The organism is Lysinibacillus sp. NPDC093190, assembly GCF_050280425.1.
Classification (GTDB): Bacteria; Bacillota; Bacilli; order Bacillales_A; family Planococcaceae; genus Lysinibacillus.
Map to the genome: position 1 here is coordinate 1 of NZ_JBNNVG010000040.1, position 19,507 is coordinate 19,507.

Sequence of the window (19,507 nt, forward strand, 5' to 3'; positions counted from 1 at the left end):
CTATATCAACAACCGACCAAGAAAATGTCTTGGTTGGAAAACTGCAAACGAGGCTTTTAATGAGCAATTGTTGCACTTAATTTGACAAATCATCTGTTTAATAAATCCTTTCTTGACACTCCTCGAACCTTTCATAACTAAATTCATTGACACAGATTGCTTGATGGGAGCTACAAAGTCTTGTGTTAAGCTACTGGAGTGATTGAGAAAGCATAACAAAAGGACTTGCATATATGAAGATTAATCATACACGCTAGTCCTATTCTTATTAAGGAAGGCTTTCGTTTGTTTAAGAAAAAAGCCTCCAAGTGAATTTAAAAACAGGGTTTTATTGACTCCAAGATTAATAATTCTCGAATATGTTAGACTAAGAAATTACTATTCATAATTCCCCTCTAATACTTCTTCCGTTAATCTTTTCGCATATGGCATTAGTGGCTGAATAATACCTAAATTTCGATTACCGATAAACATAGCAATAACATCTTGTACGGATATGTGAGATACTTCATTTTTCTCGCCTGCTTCAAATAAGATACCAAGAAAGCTTACTTCACCATCTCGCTTGATTGTTCGAATTGAGCCATAATTAAATGCTCCACCAGTAATCAACTTCTTTAAAGCTTTATTTGCTTCATTCCAATCAGCAAATATTTTATCTAGTCGCCCAATTTCTGTTCCGCCATTTCTTCTACTAAATAATACAACCTCGTGAAATTCAACTTCATCTTTATAAGTAGGCTCTGAAAAATAACTTACTCCTATAATAACCCTCATTATACATAATTTGTATTTCGATTAGGATACCATAAAATTGAATGTATTTGTTAAACTAAGCTACGCTACGCTGTTAGAATAATTAGTTGTTTGATGAAGAGAAGCATGTTTGCAAGTGTTGGAGAGGGATGAATGTGTGTGGTACAACAAACACACATCGCTGTTACATTTTGAGCGATACGAGCGTGTTTAAATACTTTAGAAGCTTATTCATTAATTATCCATGATGACACACAGAGGAAACTTGAATAAATTGCCCTATTGGTTAGAGGTTCATAGAGTAGTATTTTGAAGGTCTAAATGTATCAAATTTAAAGTATGTGATTATGTGCAGATAATATAGTAGAGAAACTAGGGTCTTTTCGGCAGGATTTTGAATATTGCTAAGATAATGATGCGACAAGGAGTTATTAACCCAATAAATCCATTATAATGTAAAATAAGGTTTTGTTTTGGGAATTAAGGAGGATTAAGTTTTATGAACGAAAATCGTGTTTTAGTTTGGGTTACATATACTTCAATAGCTACATTGCTAACGTTAATTTTAATGATAGTTTATTTAACACTTCTATTTGTTTTAATGATTGATCCAACTTCTTTGACAGTTCATTATTTTGCTGATTTGAATGAGCCAATTGTTGCTCAAGTAATTGAATGAATCGTTCATTTTGGTTAGAAGACACGTTACCCACTGTATTCACCACATTTCGTTCAGTATAAGTCATGGATGATTATACCACTTTGGTGTATAGATTTAAAAGACACCTTTTTCTGATTTCGCAATTGCCTTTGGTTGCTGAAGTGATAAGCCTTCCAACAGCCAACGAAGCTCCTGTTGTGAAAGATTACGCACTTCCTTTTCATCTTTTGGCCATTGCAGTTTACCGTTATCTAATTGTTTATAAAGCATTGCGAAGCCATCACCATCAAAGTACAAACATTTATAGCGGTCTTTGCTCCACCCAGAAAATAAGAAGATGGAATCACTATATGGATCAAGTTTAAAAGAATCCTGAATGAGCGTTGCGAGACCGTCAATACCTTTACGCATATCGGTCTTGCCGCAAATAATGTAGATGTTCTGCACGCTCGTAAAATCATGCTTCATTGATTATTCAACTCCTTAAGGATCGTTTGGATGATGCGCTCATCTACGCCATTAAATAAGCAAATTTTAGCACCAGTTGTTTTAATGATGCAGCTCGGCTCAGGAGCATTTTGTGGTGAAGTTGTTGATGAGGAGTTGTCAGTGATAGGATCTAGTGTCACAGGGACAATTGTTAGTTTGGTAGTTGACATAAAGAAGCACCTCCTTTAATTGATACATTTATCGTACCGGAGGTGCCTGGTTATTTATATGCGTTATTTGATTACGGGCTTACTGTAAAACTTTATATCTTTCTCGAAATACTCTGATACTTGTTGAAATAAACTTTCTTTAATCAGCTTGATTTTTATGATGATTTTTACGATTAAGCTCAGAAAGATCTTTTATAGAAATTAATGAATAGTCATCTCTAATTTTCACTTCAAAAAAGTAATAATTTTTAGTTACTATATCTTTAACTTCTATTTCAAACAACGCCATTCCTCTTCGGTAATTGTTTTTTTTAGATTTTAAATCTTCTCTACCAATGCCATAGTTAGTTTCAATATAGTTTTCCACATAGTTGTATACGATAGCGTTTCGAGATTTAGAATTAAAATAATTGTAACTAACAAAAATAACTACTATACAAAATAATAGATTAAAGATAATTATTTTTTTTTTCATTTTCCTCTCCTTCCGCCATATCAAGTATCAAGACTATATTTATTAATAATTACAATTTTTTAAACTATAAAAATTCGATTTTAGTGTCTTTACCTACCAATTTAACAATAAAGAAATTTTATAATAATACAATTGAGTTAATTTCATAATTCTAATCCCTTTAGCATCAGGGGTTCTGAAACAATAAAAAACGGGCACCTCCCCAAATTCGGTATAATGATAGCGACGAAACTAACATACTGAATGAGGTGAATGCCCTATGACTATTGTAAAACAAATGAGCCTATTTGACATCCAAGAATTATTGGAAATGGAAAGTTCCCGTCGTTTTGATGCGATTTTTGCCACTTTCGACTTACAACCTATTTTTCAGTTATTTTTAAAAAGGACATTGCGTGGTGCCCCTCGTGAACTAAACTATGGTGCGATGATCCAATCACTGATTATTCGCATTGTCGAGCGTATTCCAACAATCAAGGATTTAATCAAACGTTTGGTCAATGACCCTTTATTCCGCTTAGATTGTGGTTTTCTTGTTTCAGATGTTGTGCCTTCTGAAGCGTCTTATTCGCGTATGATCGACGTCATTAGTCAATCAGATGTCCTCGATTACATGCAAGATACATTGATTGAAACAGCCTTTATAGAAGGGTTTCTTTGTGATGAGCACCTCGCGATTGATGCCACGCATTTCGAATCACGCGATGCAGCGAAACCTTCTGAGAAAAAAGAACCTACACCACCCAAAAAACGGGGACGGAAATCAAAAGAAGAACGCGAGGATTGGCTTACGAAACAAGCGGAAATCGAAGCCAATCAATCGACTTATGAAAAAGAAATCAGGCATCAACTCGATGCACCACTGGAGACACTGTGGCAAAATGCGCCCATCGAACCGAATTGGGGCATCAAAAAGAACAGTGACGGCAAAAAAACGTTTGGTTTGGCTTTAAAGGTCATCTCGCCGTGACAACAAAAGGGCAATATATCGTTGGACGCCTCATGACATCTGCCAATTTGTCAGATAGTAAAGCCGCGATTCCTCTTTTAAAGAAAGTAGAGAACCAATTTCCTGAACATTTCACGACCGCTATATTCGATGTAGGGTATGATTATGAACCAATGTACCGTCAACTACATAAGTATCAAATGCGTGCAGTCATTCCCTATAATGTCCGTAATGAAGGCGAATATCCTTGGATTTGATGAGAATTTCAGACCGACATGTGTACGTGAACATAGCTACCGTTACGACAGCTTCGATGAAAAGTACCGCACACTAAAATTCACAAGACCAAAGGAATGTGCAACCTGTCCGTTACGATGGTATAGAACATAATAACGAAAAACCACCTTCATATGAGCGATGTTTAGAATTATTAGATGTTGTATGGTACTTTTTAAAATCAACTGATTCGATGGTGCAATTTGCTGTAAAAGATTTAGCATTTGAGCTTGATGAGGAAAGTGATAAACCATATTATTTTGGCTTAAAATATGTGCAGCAGGAAAGAGATATATTTATTATTAATGGTAAGATACCTGAAAAGTTAATTTATGATGAACCTACACCTAATTCTATTAAAGTAGTATTGGGCGAAGTTAAGGGAGTTAAGGATATAGGTCTTTCTATGGCATATGCAGAAAAAGTACATGAACTACCTCTTGGTTCTATTCATGGAGAAATAATTCTTAGTGATTGCAAAAAAATAAGAATTATCAATAAATTCGCATTCCCCTATTGAGTGAGCAGATGTAAGTATAACAGAATTCTAGTGCAATGCCATAAAATGCCTTGTGAGCGTTTCTGTGAAGTCAACTGAACAATTGGTCAAGTTAGTTCTATTGAGCGTACAGAGCAGGCTCAAGTGTTAAGGAAGCAATAGAATAAGAGAAGCAAAGGAGCGAGGTAAACCAAGTGTCTATCTCGTTTTTTAATTTGAGATGAGTGGGAGCTAAATAAGAAGACGTGAAGAATCGCTCTTTTATTATCGTTGAAATACTTGCTGAAATTGTGTATAGTTTGGAATTAAGAAGGTAAAAAACTTAGTTCTAATTTAGTTTTTTTTTCGTTTATTTCGGAGAACCCATGATATTAGTGATTTCAGAGACAACCGTTAAAGTCTATTTTTTGGTAGCCACCCAGGAACAATCCGTGGTGACTATGCAACAACTGTTTCTCACAACATCATTCACGGTTCTGACTCTCTTGCTTCTGCAGAGCGTGAAATTGGCTTATTCTTCGGTGAAGATTTAGTTTAATTCGCAAAGTTTAATTTGCAAATAGATTAAGCAATCTCAATTTAGTTTGAAATTGCTTTTTTTGTGCTTCGAAATGGAGTGAAGGATAGCTTTGTTAAAGTAACAGATAGAACCCAAGAAACTAAAATACCTACTAAAACAGTGGATAGAATCTTCTAGATACATATAGAATTGTTAAATACTTCTTAGTCATGTAAAATAAAAGATACAATATTCTGATAATTAAGGTTTTTGAATAGTTTATTATTAAGAATATATTTCATAACATTTAAATACATTGGATGATAGGAAACGAGAGAATTGACAATGCAAAGGGGTTTTTTTATGAGAGAAGTAGTGATTGTATCAGCTGTTCGTACAGCAGTTGGCAGGAGTAAAGGGGCATTAAGCAATGTTCGAGCAGATGACTTAGCGGCAGATGTTCTGCAAGAAGTGGTGCAACGGGCAGGCATCAACAAGGATCAGGTGGAGGATGTTATTTTTGGCTGTGTGACGCAAACTGCGGAACAAGGAGCAAATATAGCCCGTACTGCTTTATTAATGGCAGGCTTTCCGGAAAGTGTCCCAGGTGTGACAATCGATCGTCAATGTGGCTCAAGTCAGCAGGCTGTACATTTCGCCGCACAGGCTATTTTAGCAGGCGATATGGACATTGTTATTGCTGGTGGAGTTGAAAGCATGACGAGGGTGTCAATGGGGTCTAACATGAAGGGTGCTCACGCGGGTAAACGATTACAAGACAACTATACAATTATACATCAAGGGTTATCAGCCGAGAAAATAGCGGAAAAATGGAACTTATCAAAGGAGCAACTAAATAACTATGCTTACAATAGCCATAGACGAGCATTAGCTGCAATTGAGGCGGGCCATTTTAAAGAGGAAATACTGCCTGTCCAAGTTATGCAAGAAGACGGCGCAGTTACAACGTTTTCTGTGGATGAGGGACCTCGGGCAGAAACGACAGTTGATAAATTAAATGGACTAAAAACCGTTTTCCAAGAAGATGGTGTGATAACAGCTGGTAATGCAAGTCAAATGAGTGATGGTGCCTCAGCAGTAGTTATTATGTCTTTAGAAAAGGCACAGGAGCTTGATATCCAACCGCTTGCTAAAATTGTTACAAGGGTTGTTGTTGGCTCGGATCCGACGTTAATGCTAACTGGTCCAATTGAGGCAACTAGACAAGCACTAGAACGTTCAGGTCTTACGATAGAGGAAATTGATACGTATGAAGTGAATGAAGCTTTTGCGCCAGTACCACTAGTTTGGTTACATGAAATTGGAGCAGATCAAAATAAATTAAATCCAGATGGAGGAGCAATTGCTTTAGGGCATCCATTGGGAGCGACTGGTACAAAACTGTTAACAACGATGCTATACAGAATGGAACGAGAAAATTTACGTTATGGCTTACTTGCAATTTGTGAAGGTATGGGAATGGCGAATGCCACTATTATAGAAAAAATGTAAAAGGGGTTGTGTTTGATGAATGAAGTAATAGCAGTTGTAACAGGGGGAGCATCTGGTTTAGGAGAGGCTACTGTTCGTAAAATTGTTGTGGAGGGTGGCAAAGCAGTAATTTTTGATCTTAATGACGAGCGAGGACATGCGCTAGTAGAGGAGTTAGGGGAGAATGTCCAATATGCACGTGTTAATGTCACAAAGGAAGCTGATGTAGCGGCAGGGCTTGAGCAAGCAGTAGCAAGATTTGGGTCCATTAATGTCACAGTGAATTGTGCTGGAATTGCTGATGCAAGTAAAGTACTTTCAAAGCGTGGTGTACATGCCCTCGATTTATTCGAAAAGGTAATTTCGGTAAATTTAATTGGTACTTTCAATGTTATTCGCCTAGCAGCTGAGAAGATGCAACATAATGAGCCAAACGAGGATGGTCAGCGTGGCGTTATTATTAATACTGCATCTGTGGCAGCATTTGATGGACAAATAGGACAAGCTGCATATAGCGCATCAAAGGGTGGTGTGACAGCGATGACGTTACCGATTGCCAGGGAGCTTGCTGAAATTGGTGTACGTGTTATGACTATTGCTCCAGGATTAGTAGAAACACCAATGTTTGCATCGTTACCAGAGCCAGCAAGAACAGCGCTTGCCCAAATGACTCCATTCCCTAAACGACTTGGGAAGCCATCAGAATACGCGCTATTAGTCGAAAGTATTATCCAAAATGGTTTATTAAATGGTGAAGTAATCCGCTTGGACGGCGCGATTCGTATGCAGCCGAAGTAGGGATAAACTTGAAGGTGCTCGACTCCAGCAAAATAAGCTAGATAAAAATGACCGAAGGCTAAAATCACCTTCCCGTGATTACGCCTTCGTGAAGCTCTGAAGTGAAAAGTGCTTGTCTGCGGATAGCGAGCCGAAAAAGTTAGCTTGTTTCGTATGTAATTATGGTAGTAGCAGTCAGCCTTGGACGATTCAAAAATTTATGAACAAAGGGGAGCGTTTTTATGCATATGATGGATACACCTTTATTATTAACAAGCTTTTTGGATCGAGCAGAACGATTTTTTCATGCGAAAAAAATATATTCGCGGACAAGTCCTACAACAATTCACGAGTTTACTTATAAAGAATATGTAAAACGAACTCGTAAGCTAGCAGATGCCCTTACAAAGCTGGGAATGGAGCGAGGTATGAAGGTAGGTACCTTTGCTTGGAATCACCATCGCCATTTAGAAGCATATTTTGCAGTACCATGTGCGGGAGCTGTATTGCATATGATTAATATTCGATTAGCACCTGAGCATATTGCTTATGTTATTAATCATGCAGAAGATGAAATATTACTAATTGATGATAACTTAGTACCACTTATTGCACCAATTGTCTCACAGCTTAAATCGGTTAAGCATTTTATCGTAATGGGAGATGCTGTCAAGCTAGAAAACATCCCATTACCGAATGCTCTTTCTTATGAGGCATTACTCGAAGAGGCGAATGATAATTTTAGATTCCCAGAAGATTTAGATGAAAATACACCTGCTGGCATGTGCTACACAAGTGCAACTACAGGAATGCCAAAGGGTGTAGTATATACTCATCGTAGTATTGTCCTCCATACTATGGCAGCAGGAATTTCCGATAGTATTGCAATAGGCGAGGCTGATGTTTTACTACCTGTCGTACCAATGTTTCATGCGAATGCGTGGGGATTTCCGTTTGCTGGTGTATTATTTGGTGCTACACAGGTGCTTCCTGGGCCAATGTTTACACCGCAGCTATTACTTGATTTATTTGAAACATATAAGGTAACGTTGACTGCTGGAGTACCGACAATTTGGCTTGGGGTATTACAGGAGCAACGCAAAAATCCTCGTGATTTGTCTTCAATACGGTTGATTGTATGTGGTGGTTCAGCATCGCCGCTCGGTCTAGTTCGCGGCTTTGAGGAGGAGCTAAAAATTCCTTACATGACGGGCTACGGTATGACCGAGACGTCGCCACTTGTTAGCGTATCGACGTATTTAACACATATGCAAGATTATACGATGGATGAAAAAATGGACGTTCGTATTACGCAGGGAATAACAGTGCCGCTTATTGAGACACGCGTAGTCAATGAAAACGGTGAAGTACCTTGGGATGGCAAAACAATGGGCGAATTGACAATTAAGGGCCCATGGATTGCTGCAGAGTATTATAACGATGAACGAACAAATGAAGCCTTTAAAGATGGCTGGCTCTACACTGGTGATATTGCTGTAGTGACAGTAGATGGTTATATCAAAATTACAGATCGGACAAAAGATTTAATTAAAAGCGGTGGAGAATGGATTTCTTCAGTAGAGCTTGAAAATGCTTTGATGTCACATCCTAAAGTGTTTGAGGCTGCTGTTATAGCCATTCCTCACGAAAAATGGATTGAACGACCTCTAGCATGTGTTGTACCAAAGCCTGAATTTAAGGATTCCATTACGAAATCAGAGCTACTAGAAGATTTACGATCGCAATTCCATAAAACATGGATTCCTGATGATGTTGTATTTTTAAATGAAATACCGAAAACCTCTGTAGGAAAATTCATGAAGGTAAAATTGCGAGAAGAATTAAAGGATTATAGAGTAGAGGTTTAGGAGACTAAAAAATTTTGAAGGTGGTGACTAACTACCTTCATTTTTTACGTAAAAATTTAGGGGATATAGGCTCATCACGTTTAACAAATGGCAATGAGAATATTTTAGCTAAATTAATGAAAGAATGAAAAGAAAAATGAAACTATTTTTTCCATATTGCCGTATAATCATTATTAATGAGAGGATGTGGATGTATTGTCAATTGCGACGATTGCGATTATTGGAGGAGTAATTATTAGTTTAGCAGGGATTTTTACAGATGCACATACAAAAAAACAAAAAATTAAATTAAAGGCTATTGAGATGGAAGTAGAGCTAGAAAAGCTTAGATTAGAAACGTATACGGTGGAGACAGAAAAAATGCGTCTAGAATTAGAGCAGTCCAAAGTGTTATTATTAGAGGAAAAACAAAACTCAATTAAGTAACTTGGATTACATGTGAAAGACTATTTCAGGAATGGCACTTTTCCGCTATAATGGAAATACGTCGTTAGAGGGGAAGAAGACCGCATGTCTGATTATGAACAGTTTATAGAAGGTATAAAGCGCAAGACAGGAATAGATTTAGCGCTATATAAAGAAGCGCAAATGAAAAGACGATTAACATCTCTGTATGAGAAAAAGGGACATCGTAATTTTGTGGGCTTTCTAAAGGCGCTTGAACAAGATCGTGATTTAATGAATGAGTTTTTAGATCGCATGACGATCAATGTTTCCGAATTTTATCGCAATGGGAAGCGTTGGGAAGTGTTACAGAAAAAAATATTTCCGAAATTATTGCAATCTAATAAACGTTTAAAAATTTGGAGTGCTGCTTGTTCAACGGGTGAAGAACCATATTCTTTAGTCATGGTATTATCGCAATTAGTGCCATTATCTCAAATTCAAATCATTGCAACTGATCTAGATGAGAATGTCATTCAAAAGGCGAAATTAGGTGTGTATCCAGAGCGCTCATTAGCTGAAGTGCCGAGTGATATTAAAGCCAAGTATTTTGAGCAAGAAGGTTCCTTTTATAGGGTCAAGGACGAGGTTAAACGTTGTGTGACTTTTAAGAAGCATAATTTACTTAATGATCAATACGATTCTAATTATGATTTAATTGTCTGCCGCAATGTTATGATTTATTTTACTGAAGAAGCGAAGGATCAGATTTATACGAATTTTAGTAAAGCATTGCGCAAGGATGGGATTCTATTTGTTGGATCAACAGAGCAAATCTTTAATCCATCTCGTTATGAGTTTGAAGTCGAAGATACATTCTTCTATAGACGAAAATAGTTAATAATATGAGAAAAGCATTCGTACAATAGACAATATGAATGTCATGTACATATTTTTAAAGCTTTAGACATAGATGAATCGTACGCTTTTCGCTTGTTTTAAGCAAAAAGCGTATTTTTTATTAGTTATCTCGCAACAATGGGCAGTAAGACTCCAACCTCAAAATTTAGCGAAAGCTTAGGTAGGGAATTAACTGATCGGTGAAGACTAATAATAAGTGATGAGATGAAGAATCTATCTTTTTTCAAACAAATCGTTCAGAATATTCTAATTTAATGAAGTGCACTAAAATAACTTCAAAAATGATAGAAGTTGCTGGAATAATTCGAAATTTGCGAACAATTAAAACGAGTCTTAAAAGACATTTGCAAAAGGACTGTTTTTTTAGAGAATATATGTTATAGTGAAAAATACATACTTTAGCGAGTTGAAGGGAGAAAGTGTTTATGCGTTACTTAACAGCGGGAGAGTCACATGGACCCCAATTAACAACAATTATTGAGGGCTTACCATCGCTCTTACCAATTACAACAGAAAAAATTAACCACGATTTAAAACGTCGTCAAGGAGGACATGGACGAGGTCGCCGGATGCAAATTGAAACAGATACAGTGGAAATAGTCGCTGGTGTTCGTCATGGACAAACACTTGGTTCTCCCGTAGCACTCGTAGTCACAAATGATGACTGGAAGCATTGGACAAAAATTATGGGAGCAGAACCGTTAGCAGAAGATGTGAATCCTGAAGATATTAAGCGTCAAATTTCACGCCCTCGTCCAGGACATGCAGATTTAGTTGGAGGCATGAAATACGGACACCGTGATTTACGTAATGTGTTAGAGCGTTCCTCAGCTCGTGAGACAACTGTACGTGTTGCAGTAGGTTCTGTTGCAAAAGCACTATTAAATGAACTAGGCATTTCCATTGTGGCACATGTAACAGAAATCATTGGTATTAAGGCAGACACTTCCTTAGTAGAAGGAAAATCTGCAGATGAAATTCGTGCCATTGTTGAAGCAGATCCTTGCTATTGCGTTGACCCAGAGGCTTCTGCAAAAATGGTAGAGGCAATTGATGAAGCGAAAAAAGCGGGAGACTCAATTGGTGGTGTTGTTGAAGTCATCGTTGAAGGAATGCCAGCGGGTGTTGGTTCATATGTTCATTATGATCGTAAGCTAGATTCAAAATTAGCAGCTGCAATGCTATCTATCAATGCATTTAAAGGTGTTGAATTTGGTATTGGGTTTGAAATGGCACGCCGTAAAGGCTCTGAAGTACATGATGAAATCATTTGGTCAGAGGAAGAAGGCTATACACGTGCAACAAATCGACTCGGTGGTTTAGAAGGTGGAATGTCTACTGGAATGCCAATTGTCGTACGTGGTGTAATGAAACCAATTCCTACATTATATAAACCGTTGCAAAGTGTTGATATTGAAACGAAAGAGTCATTTAAAGCTAGTGTAGAGCGCTCGGATAGCTGTGCAGTACCAGCAGCATCAGTTGTTGCTGAGCACGTTATTGCCTGGGAAATAGCGAATGCAATATTGGAACAATTCCATAGCGATCAATTACCTCAACTAAAAGCTCAAATCGACGAACACCGTCGTTATACAAAGGGGTTCTAATATGCGAGTACCAGTAGCAACGAAATCGCACCAATATGAGGTTGTCCTTGGTCATAAATTTTTAGCAGAGGCAGTAAAAGCATTTGATGATAAGCTTCAAAAAGCGGATAAGCTCATTGTTTTTACGGATGCTAATGTATGGGCAGCGCAAGGAGATTATTTCAAGGCTAATTTCCCTTATCATTTTGAGATCTTTGTCTTACCAGGTGGTGAGGCATGTAAAACCTTCGAACAATACAATGCAGCACAAACATTTTTACTTGAACAAAAATGCTCGCGTAAATCATTTATTTTTGCATTTGGTGGGGGTGCTGTAGGTGATTTAACAGGCTTTGTGGCAGCCACTTATATGCGTGGAGTGCCGTTTATTCAAATCCCAACGACGATTTTAGCACATGACTCAGCAGTAGGCGGTAAAACAGCTATTAACCATCCACTAGGTAAGAATATGATTGGTGCGTTTTATCAACCTGAGGGAGTTATTTACGATACTGTATTTATCGAAAGTTTACCTGAGCGCGAGGTACGTTCAGGAACAGCAGAAGTGATCAAGCATGCGATGATTTCTAATGTAGCGTGGTTAGAGGAATTAATGGCTGCAGAGACAGTTATTCATTTCAACACAGAAGAATTAGCAAAGCAGCTTAGAAAAGGTATTGAAGTGAAGGCGCAAATCGTAGCAGAGGACGAAACCGAGCAATCCGTGCGGAAATTTTTAAACTTAGGCCATACTTATGGGCATGCCATTGAAGCGGCCGCTGGTTATGGAAAAGTAGCGCATGGAGAGGCTGTAATGATTGGTCTCGTATATTGTTTATTATTAAGTGAACGATACGGTGAATTAGACCGTAACTTCACTACAGCATTTTTGCAATTTGCAGTGAAGAATGGCTATCCATTTGAAGCTGTGAAAGAATATACCTTTGAACAGTTAACAGAGTATTTAATGAAAGATAAAAAAGCGGAGTATGGTATTTTACAATTTGTATTGCTGGATAAAATCGGTAAACCGTTCATACAACCAATTGATTTAGCAGAGTGCAGAGAAGTAGATGCCGAATTCCGACAGCTATTAGCGGAGGTGCTTGTATGATTCGTGGACTTAGAGGAGCAATTACAATTGAATCTGACAAGCCAGAGCATGTATGGGATGAGACAGCAAGGTTAGTGCGTGAAGTAGTAGCAGCAAATAATGTGGAAATAGATGATATTGCTTCTATACTAATATCCACAACACCTGATATTACGTCAGCATTTCCGGCACGTGCTGTACGGTTAATGGACGGATGGCAATATGTACCTGTCATGTGTACGCATGAAATGGACGTGCCAAACGCATTGCCACTTTGTATTCGTGTATTAATCCATGCGAATGTGGAAGTGGCACAAAAGGATGTAAAACACTTGTATCTCAATGATGCAGTGAAATTAAGACCAGATTTAGCCCAAGCTAAATAAATAGAGGAGATGTTTGAGATGAAATGGAAACAACAATTGGACGGTATGCAAGCATATAAGCCTGGTAAACCAATTGAAGAAGTGCAACGTGAATATGGCTTACAAGAAGTCGTAAAATTAGCATCTAATGAAAACCCATTTGGGTGCTCACCTAAGGTAACTGCTTATTTACAAAATAATTCAGTAAATCATGCTATCTATCCAGACGGCTATGCGCAAAATTTACGTACAGCTGTTGCAAATCATCTAGGTGTCAAAGAAACACAGCTTCTTTTTGGTAACGGCTCCGATGATATCATTGCAATTATTACTCGTGCATTGTTGTATCCAGGTGTAAACACAGTGATGGCAGACCCATCCTTTTCTCAATACTGGCACAATGCTGAAATAGAAGGCGCAGAGATACGTAAAGTTCCTTGTATCGAAGGTGCACATGATTTAGATGCAATGGTAGCTGCAATTGATGGTAACACATCGATCGTTTGGGTTTGTAGTCCAAATAATCCAACAGGTGTGGTGATACCTGATGTTGAATTGCGTGCATTTTTAGCTAAGGTTCCAAGTGATGTGCTAGTAGTATTAGATGAAGCATATATCGAATACGTAACGAATCCTGGTCACAAAGATACTCTACCGTTAATTGATGAGTTTCCGAATGTACTATTAATGCGTACATTCTCAAAAGCATATGGTCTTGCGTCTTTCCGAGTTGGTTATGCAATTGGGCAACAAGACGTGATTGCTAAACTAGATCCAGTAAGAGCGCCATTTAATAATACAATTTTAAGTCAAGCAGTTGCGACAATCGCGTTAAGTGATCGAGAATATATAAAAGCTTGCCGTGAAGCAAATGAAATAGGTAAAAAACAATATATTGAATTCTGCGAAAAACATAATTTGAAATACTTCCCTTCTGATACGAACTTTATTTTCTTTAATACGAATACTGATAGTGATGTTGTTTTCAATGAGCTAATGAAACGAGGCTTTATAGTCCGTAGCGGAAATGCGTTAGGATTACCTGGGTTTATCCGCGTGACAATCGGAACAGAGGCTCAAAACGAAGCGTTGTTAGGTCACCTTGAAAACGTCCTAAAAGAGCAAGGAGTTTTTGCATGACACGCAACGTGCTCGTTATTGGGCTAGGTCTAATTGGAGGCTCAATTGCCTTGGCATTGCAAAAGGCACCAGAAACAAAAATTATTGGCTATGATATGGATGCGAAAACACGTGAACATGCGAAAACATTAAATATTGTTCATGATATTGTGTCAGACCCCAGAGAAGTTGCAGCCGACGTGGATGTTATCATTTTTGGCACTCCCGTCAACGCAACACTTGAATGGATGGAACAATTAAAAACATGGCCGTTAAAAAATAAAGTAATCGTAACAGATACAGGCAGTACAAAAAAGATGATTATGCAAAAGGCTGGGGAGCTACGTGAGTTAGGCATTACCTTTATTGGAGGACATCCAATGGCAGGCTCACATAAAAGCGGTGTTTTAGCTGCAAAGGCTCACCTTTTTGAAAATGCGTATTATATGTTAACACCGCTCGCCGGTGAAGAAATTGTTAAAATGGCACAGCTTGAAAGTCTATTAAAGTTTACACATGCAAAGGTTGTAAGTGTATCTGCTCGTGAGCATGATCATATGACAGCTGTAGTTAGTCATTTTCCACATGTCGTTGCTGCTTCTCTTGTGCATCAGTTGGGCGGAGAAAATGGGGAATATCCGATGACACGTTCACTTGCTGCAGGTGGCTTCCGTGATGTAACGCGTATTGCCTCGTCCAATCCGATTTTATGGCGAGATATTACATTGCAAAATCGAGATGAGCTTATTGCACAGCTAGAAGGCTGGGAAAAGGAAATGAGTCGTGTAAAGGAGCTGCTTTTAAATGGTAGCTCGGATGACATAGAAACATACTTTGCGGTTGCCAAAGAAGTAAGAGATGAATTACCGATTAGTGCAGGAGCAATGTTCACATCATTTGACTTATATGTTGACGTTCCTGACTATCCAGGGGTTATTTCTGAGGTGACAGGCTTACTTGCAGACGAAGCGATTAGTATTACGAATTTACGTATCGTAGAGTCACGAGAAGACGTTTTCGGGATTCTTGTTATTAGCTTACAAAGCGAAAGTGACCGTGAACGTGCAGCAGCGTGTATACAAAATCGTGCTAATTATGAAACATATATTTCATAGGCAGCCTCGGAAATCTGAATAGGAAATAACAGTTTAAAAGAAAGCGTCGGAATTACGGCGCTTTCTATCTTCATATTGGAGGGAAAAAACCAATGAGTGAAAAAGTATTACAATATGATAAACCTTCCTTACAAGGGACTTTAACGATTCCAGGTGATAAATCTATTTCTCACCGTTCCGTTATGTTTGGAGCTATTGCAACGGGTAAAACGACAGTTGACGGCTTTTTATTAGGTGAGGATTGTTTGAGTACAATTGATTGTTTCCGAAAGCTTGGTGTAAAAATTGATGTGGAAGGAACAAATGTATCCATCGACAGCCCAGGTATTGAGGGTTGGCAAGAGCCTACAGAGGTACTATACACAGGAAACTCTGGTACGACGACACGCTTAATGCTAGGGATTCTAGCTGGATCTAATGTACATTCAGTGATGACAGGGGATGCGTCAATTGGAAAGCGACCGATGCGCCGTGTTATTGATCCGTTACGTCAAATGGGTGCTCACATTACCGGAAGGGCAGATGGGCAATATACGCCATTAGCCATTCAAGGTACGACAGTACAAGCTATTGATTACCACATGCCTGTTGCAAGTGCACAGGTAAAGTCAGCTATTTTACTTGCGGGTTTACGTGCTGAAGGTACTACAATTGTGCGAGAAACTGAAGTATCTCGAGATCATACTGAGAGAATGCTACGTCAATTTGGTGCACAGGTTGATGAGGTGGATGGTGTTATTTCATTAAAAGGAGGGCAAACTCTAACAGGGACGCATGTTTCTGTGCCAGGTGATATTTCATCTGCTGCCTTTTTCTTAGTAGCGGGAGCTATCTGTGAAGATAGTAAAATAACGTTAGAAAATGTCGGAATTAATCCTACACGAGATGGTATCATCGAAGTGCTTCATAATATGGGAGCATCTATAACACTTATGCCGAATGAAGTTAGCCAATCAGAGCCGACAGCAACAATTACAATTGAAACGTCAACATTAAAAGGAACTACAATTGCGGGAGATATGATTCCTCGTCTTATAGATGAAATCCCGATCCTTGCTTTATTAGCAACGCAGGCAAACGGTAAAACTATTATTAAGGATGCCGAGGAGTTAAAAGTGAAGGAAACAGACCGGATAACGGCTGTAGTGGATGAATTGAAAAAACTAGGTGCTAATATTGAAGCAACTGAGGATGGAATGATTATTGAAGGGCCAACTCAATTACGTAGTGCTAGCCTTCAAACCTATGGTGATCATCGTATAGGAATGATGGGCGCTGTTGCAGCACTAATATCAGATGGGTCTGTTACTTTAGATGACGCAGAATGTATTGCGGTTTCTTACCCATCGTTTTTCGAGCATATAGAGGAAGTAATATAAATCTATGCTTGACTCTCCAAGTCTTTTGGGGAGTTTTTTCTTGTTTCGAAAGAAAATGTTTTGTAGCATAAAGGTATTAATGAAAGAATAGGTGAATGACTGTGAACAATGCGATGACTGAAATGATGCAAGCACTTGAACAAGGGGACTTAGCATTAATTGAACAGCTACTTGAAACATTTTTAACGAAGGAGCTACCTGAGGAAATTTATGCGCTATCTGAAGTTTTTATGCAGTATGGATATATGAAGGAAGCTGACCGTGTACTGGAGCATTTACAATTTTTATTCCCAGAAGAGGCACAGTTAAAAATTGATCGTGCAAACGTCTTAATGGAACTTGGCGATGAAGATGAAGCGTTAGATTTTTTATTAGAAGTAGAGGAGTCATCTCCAGAATATCCTCAAGCATTATTAGTATTAGCGGATTATTATCAAATGCAAGGATTATTTGAAGTAGCAGAAATGCGCATCAATGAGGCACTATCTATATTACCAGAAGAGCCATTATTACAATTTGCTAAAGCGGAGCTTTTATTTGAAACGGGTCGTTTTTTAGAGGCTGCGAGATTGTATGAAGATTTGTATGAACAACAAGTTGAATTTGCTGGGGTAAGTCTTGTTGAAAGACTTGCTGAGGTGTATCGTGCAGGAGCTGCCTATGAAACGGCTTTAGATTACTATTTAAAAGCACTTGATGATGAAGTAAAGCCAGATGTTTTATTTGGTGCTGCATATTCAGCCTTTCAATCACAAAAATATGAAATGGCCATTAAACAATTAGAGGAATTAAAAGAATTAGACCCTGATTATTTTTCTGCCTATTTATTACTTGCTGAAAGCTATGCTATGACGGAGGACAATAAAAAAGCATACGCTGCCATTCTGGAAGGATTAAAGCGTGACGAATATGATAAGTCCTTATTCTTATTCGCTGGTAAAATGGCTTTAAAAACTGGCTTGCCAGCTGAAGGCGAGCAGCATCTACGTGAAGCCATTGCTTTAGATCCTGAATACATGGAGGCAGTATTAGCATTAATCTCCGTGTTGTCACAACAAGAGCGTCACGAGGATGTAATAGAATTATTTGAAACGTTGCAAAAAAATGATTTTGAATGGAGCACTTTATACCCATTTGCTGCGGTTGCATATGAAAATTTAGAATTGTACGACCGTGCATACGAATTTTACCGTTTGGCATATAATGATTTTAAGGAAGATGCAGTATTTTTGGAAAGATATGTTTATTTCTTATTAGAGGAAGGAAAGCGTTCAGAAGCTAAAGAAGTACTCGGTCAATTAATAACTATTCAGCCAGGTGAACTTGAGTGGCAAGAGAAGTTAGAAACCTTAGAATTTGAGTAAAGGAGGGAGTGGGTATGACTGCTTCTGTATCAGTTGTCGATAAAAAAGCATTTGTTAGATGGTTTTTAAAAAATTATCAATTGAAACGTCGTGAGTGTGTATGGATATTGAATTATTTATTAAGCAACGATGAGTTATTAACACGAATTCGATTTGTTGAAGAAGCCCACTATTGCCCTAGAGCAATGGTGATGTCAACAGTTGACTCAACAGGTGTGCCATTTCGTTTTTACAAAGGAAATGTAATGACAGCAGATGCCGAGAAATCTTTCCACGATTTACGCTTACATGAACATGAAGATATGTATATACAATTGAATTTTCCAAATGTACCACCAAGTGCACAATACTTAGCAGTTCTTGAAGAAAACCCTTATATGCCGGAAGCACTCATTGTCAGTGAAAAAGATCGTTTACTGGCAGAAGAGCTGCTTTCCAACAGCTTACTCGTATTCCAAGAAGAAAAATTACTCGCGCAAATTGATGAAGCCCTCGATCAGGGAGATGAAGAGCGCTTTTATGAATTGTCTAATTTGTTACAAGCTTTAAAGGAAACGGCTAATTTACATTAGTTTTAGGTAAAAATTGAATGTCCTTTATCTACCTCGATATGATAACATAACAAGTGAATGATTGTTTTCACTTTTTATTGGCTATCCTATTGAAGAGTGGAGAAGGGCATTTTTTTATCTTCATTCAGTGGTACCAAACACCTACTGAACGAAGATAACAATTACTCCAAGGGAAATTGATTTATGCAACATGAGGAGGTTTATGAGATGTATTTTAATGCAAGCGATGTGACATCGTTTATGGCACAGAAGGAATTTATCGATACAGCAATTGTCCCACTCGTAACCATCGATTTAACTTCTGAAAAAATGAAACAGAGTGGTACAGAGGCAGATTTTTTGTTATCGCTCACATCTTTTATCGAACAACAGTTTAAAGGCCGTCTATTACTGATGCCACCATTTTCGTATAGTGCAACATTAAAAAACGAAGATATGCCAAAGCAATTAGAGGCACAATTACATAATGCTGGTTTTAAGCATGTGTTCTTCATTACTTGTGACCATTTTTGGACAAATATTGGAGATGAAGTAAATGTTATTTGGCTACCAGCGATTCCGTTAGAAAGTATGGATAAAGGCGTGAAAAACTCCATTCTCGAAGATCAATTGCGACAAGTGATTCCGATGTTTTCGACCAAATGGGCACAGATTTAACAATTTGTTTCAATAAATGTTCACATTCTCCAGCTTTCCACA

General features: G+C 38.1%; 22 protein-coding genes and 1 pseudogene. 19 read left to right on the top strand and 4 right to left on the bottom strand.

Annotation, left to right across the window (positions count from 1 at the left end):
- Nucleotides 1-378 precede the first annotated feature (378 nt).
- A complete protein-coding gene (locus tag ACQKOF_RS22300; protein WP_427561895.1) occupies nucleotides 379-777 on the bottom strand; it encodes a hypothetical protein in 399 nt (132 codons plus the stop codon).
- A gap of 478 nt (nucleotides 778-1,255) precedes the next feature.
- Between ACQKOF_RS22300 and ACQKOF_RS22305 the strand changes: the two genes are divergently transcribed.
- Nucleotides 1,256-1,435 (top strand): hypothetical protein, encoded by a 180-nt coding sequence (locus ACQKOF_RS22305; protein ID WP_427561897.1) that lies wholly within the window; start codon nucleotides 1,256-1,258, stop codon nucleotides 1,433-1,435.
- Nucleotides 1,436-1,531: 96 nt separating this feature from the next.
- On the opposite strand, the gene tnpB is transcribed toward ACQKOF_RS22305, so the two are convergent.
- The 3 genes from tnpB to ACQKOF_RS22320 form a co-directional block, all read right to left on the bottom strand.
- The gene (gene tnpB / locus ACQKOF_RS22310) at nucleotides 1,532-1,885 is read right to left on the bottom strand and encodes an IS66 family insertion sequence element accessory protein TnpB (RefSeq protein WP_427561900.1); all 354 of its coding nucleotides are present in this window, start codon (nucleotides 1,883-1,885) and stop codon (nucleotides 1,532-1,534) included.
- A complete protein-coding gene (locus ACQKOF_RS22315; protein ID WP_427561903.1) occupies nucleotides 1,882-2,076 on the bottom strand; it encodes a hypothetical protein in 195 nt (64 codons plus the stop codon). The genes tnpB and ACQKOF_RS22315 overlap by 4 nt, the downstream gene beginning before the upstream one ends.
- A 139-nt stretch (nucleotides 2,077-2,215) precedes the next feature.
- Nucleotides 2,216-2,551, bottom strand: a complete 336-nt coding sequence (locus ACQKOF_RS22320) for a histidine kinase (protein WP_427561906.1) — start codon at nucleotides 2,549-2,551, stop codon at nucleotides 2,216-2,218.
- A 259-nt stretch (nucleotides 2,552-2,810) separates the two neighbouring features.
- Between ACQKOF_RS22320 and ACQKOF_RS22325 the strand changes: the two genes are divergently transcribed.
- From ACQKOF_RS22325 to ACQKOF_RS22410, 18 genes and pseudogenes are all read left to right on the top strand, one after another.
- Nucleotides 2,811-3,521: a transposase gene (locus ACQKOF_RS22325; RefSeq protein ID WP_427561909.1), complete on the top strand. Its 711-nt coding sequence runs from the start codon at nucleotides 2,811-2,813 to the stop codon at nucleotides 3,519-3,521.
- Nucleotides 3,518-3,757 (top strand): transposase, encoded by a 240-nt coding sequence (locus tag ACQKOF_RS22330; RefSeq protein WP_427561912.1) that lies wholly within the window; start codon nucleotides 3,518-3,520, stop codon nucleotides 3,755-3,757. The genes ACQKOF_RS22325 and ACQKOF_RS22330 overlap by 4 nt, the downstream gene beginning before the upstream one ends.
- 98 nt (nucleotides 3,758-3,855) lie before the next feature.
- Nucleotides 3,856-4,296, top strand: coding sequence for a hypothetical protein (locus ACQKOF_RS22335; RefSeq protein WP_427561915.1), 441 nt, complete (start codon nucleotides 3,856-3,858; stop codon nucleotides 4,294-4,296).
- Between the two features lie 391 nt (nucleotides 4,297-4,687).
- Nucleotides 4,688-4,813: pseudogene (locus ACQKOF_RS22340) on the top strand (nucleoside-diphosphate kinase); the annotation flags it as partial.
- Between the two features lie 324 nt (nucleotides 4,814-5,137).
- Entirely contained in the window at nucleotides 5,138-6,286 is a 1,149-nt protein-coding gene (locus tag ACQKOF_RS22345; protein WP_427561917.1) for a thiolase family protein, read from the top strand.
- A gap of 15 nt (nucleotides 6,287-6,301) precedes the next feature.
- Complete coding sequence (locus tag ACQKOF_RS22350) at nucleotides 6,302-7,063, top strand: 3-hydroxyacyl-CoA dehydrogenase (RefSeq protein WP_427561920.1); 762 nt, start codon at nucleotides 6,302-6,304, stop codon at nucleotides 7,061-7,063.
- 221 nt (nucleotides 7,064-7,284) lie between these two features.
- Nucleotides 7,285-8,910 carry a long-chain fatty acid--CoA ligase gene (locus ACQKOF_RS22355; RefSeq protein WP_427561923.1) on the top strand — a complete coding sequence of 542 codons (1,626 nt, stop codon included), beginning with the start codon at nucleotides 7,285-7,287 and terminating at the stop codon, nucleotides 8,908-8,910.
- A gap of 195 nt (nucleotides 8,911-9,105) precedes the next feature.
- On the top strand, nucleotides 9,106-9,336 hold the full coding sequence (locus ACQKOF_RS22360; protein WP_427561925.1) for a hypothetical protein: 231 nt from the start codon (nucleotides 9,106-9,108) through the stop codon (nucleotides 9,334-9,336).
- Between the two features lie 84 nt (nucleotides 9,337-9,420).
- Nucleotides 9,421-10,191, top strand: a complete 771-nt coding sequence (locus ACQKOF_RS22365) for a CheR family methyltransferase (protein WP_427561928.1) — start codon at nucleotides 9,421-9,423, stop codon at nucleotides 10,189-10,191.
- A 449-nt stretch (nucleotides 10,192-10,640) separates the two neighbouring features.
- A complete protein-coding gene (gene aroC / locus ACQKOF_RS22370) occupies nucleotides 10,641-11,822 on the top strand; it encodes a chorismate synthase (RefSeq protein ID WP_427561931.1) in 1,182 nt (393 codons plus the stop codon).
- A 1-nt stretch (nucleotide 11,823) separates the two neighbouring features.
- Entirely contained in the window at nucleotides 11,824-12,915 is a 1,092-nt protein-coding gene (gene aroB, locus ACQKOF_RS22375) for a 3-dehydroquinate synthase (protein ID WP_427561934.1), read from the top strand.
- Nucleotides 12,912-13,280 (top strand): chorismate mutase, encoded by a 369-nt coding sequence (aroH, locus tag ACQKOF_RS22380; RefSeq protein WP_427561937.1) that lies wholly within the window; start codon nucleotides 12,912-12,914, stop codon nucleotides 13,278-13,280. Before aroB ends, aroH begins: the two co-directional genes overlap by 4 nt.
- A gap of 18 nt (nucleotides 13,281-13,298) precedes the next feature.
- On the top strand, nucleotides 13,299-14,399 hold the full coding sequence (gene hisC / locus ACQKOF_RS22385) for a histidinol-phosphate transaminase (RefSeq protein ID WP_427561939.1): 1,101 nt from the start codon (nucleotides 13,299-13,301) through the stop codon (nucleotides 14,397-14,399).
- On the top strand, nucleotides 14,396-15,493 hold the full coding sequence (locus tag ACQKOF_RS22390) for a prephenate dehydrogenase (RefSeq protein ID WP_427561942.1): 1,098 nt from the start codon (nucleotides 14,396-14,398) through the stop codon (nucleotides 15,491-15,493). The genes hisC and ACQKOF_RS22390 overlap by 4 nt, the downstream gene beginning before the upstream one ends.
- A gap of 92 nt (nucleotides 15,494-15,585) precedes the next feature.
- A complete protein-coding gene (gene aroA, locus ACQKOF_RS22395; RefSeq protein ID WP_427561945.1) occupies nucleotides 15,586-16,872 on the top strand; it encodes a 3-phosphoshikimate 1-carboxyvinyltransferase in 1,287 nt (428 codons plus the stop codon).
- A gap of 95 nt (nucleotides 16,873-16,967) precedes the next feature.
- Nucleotides 16,968-18,236 (top strand): tetratricopeptide repeat protein, encoded by a 1,269-nt coding sequence (locus tag ACQKOF_RS22400; protein WP_427561948.1) that lies wholly within the window; start codon nucleotides 16,968-16,970, stop codon nucleotides 18,234-18,236.
- Nucleotides 18,237-18,250: 14 nt separating this feature from the next.
- Nucleotides 18,251-18,808, top strand: a complete 558-nt coding sequence (locus ACQKOF_RS22405) for a ReoY family proteolytic degradation factor (RefSeq protein WP_370047958.1) — start codon at nucleotides 18,251-18,253, stop codon at nucleotides 18,806-18,808.
- Nucleotides 18,809-19,015: 207 nt separating this feature from the next.
- On the top strand, nucleotides 19,016-19,465 hold the full coding sequence (locus tag ACQKOF_RS22410; protein ID WP_427561951.1) for a DUF2487 family protein: 450 nt from the start codon (nucleotides 19,016-19,018) through the stop codon (nucleotides 19,463-19,465).
- Nucleotides 19,466-19,507: the final 42 nt, after the last annotated feature.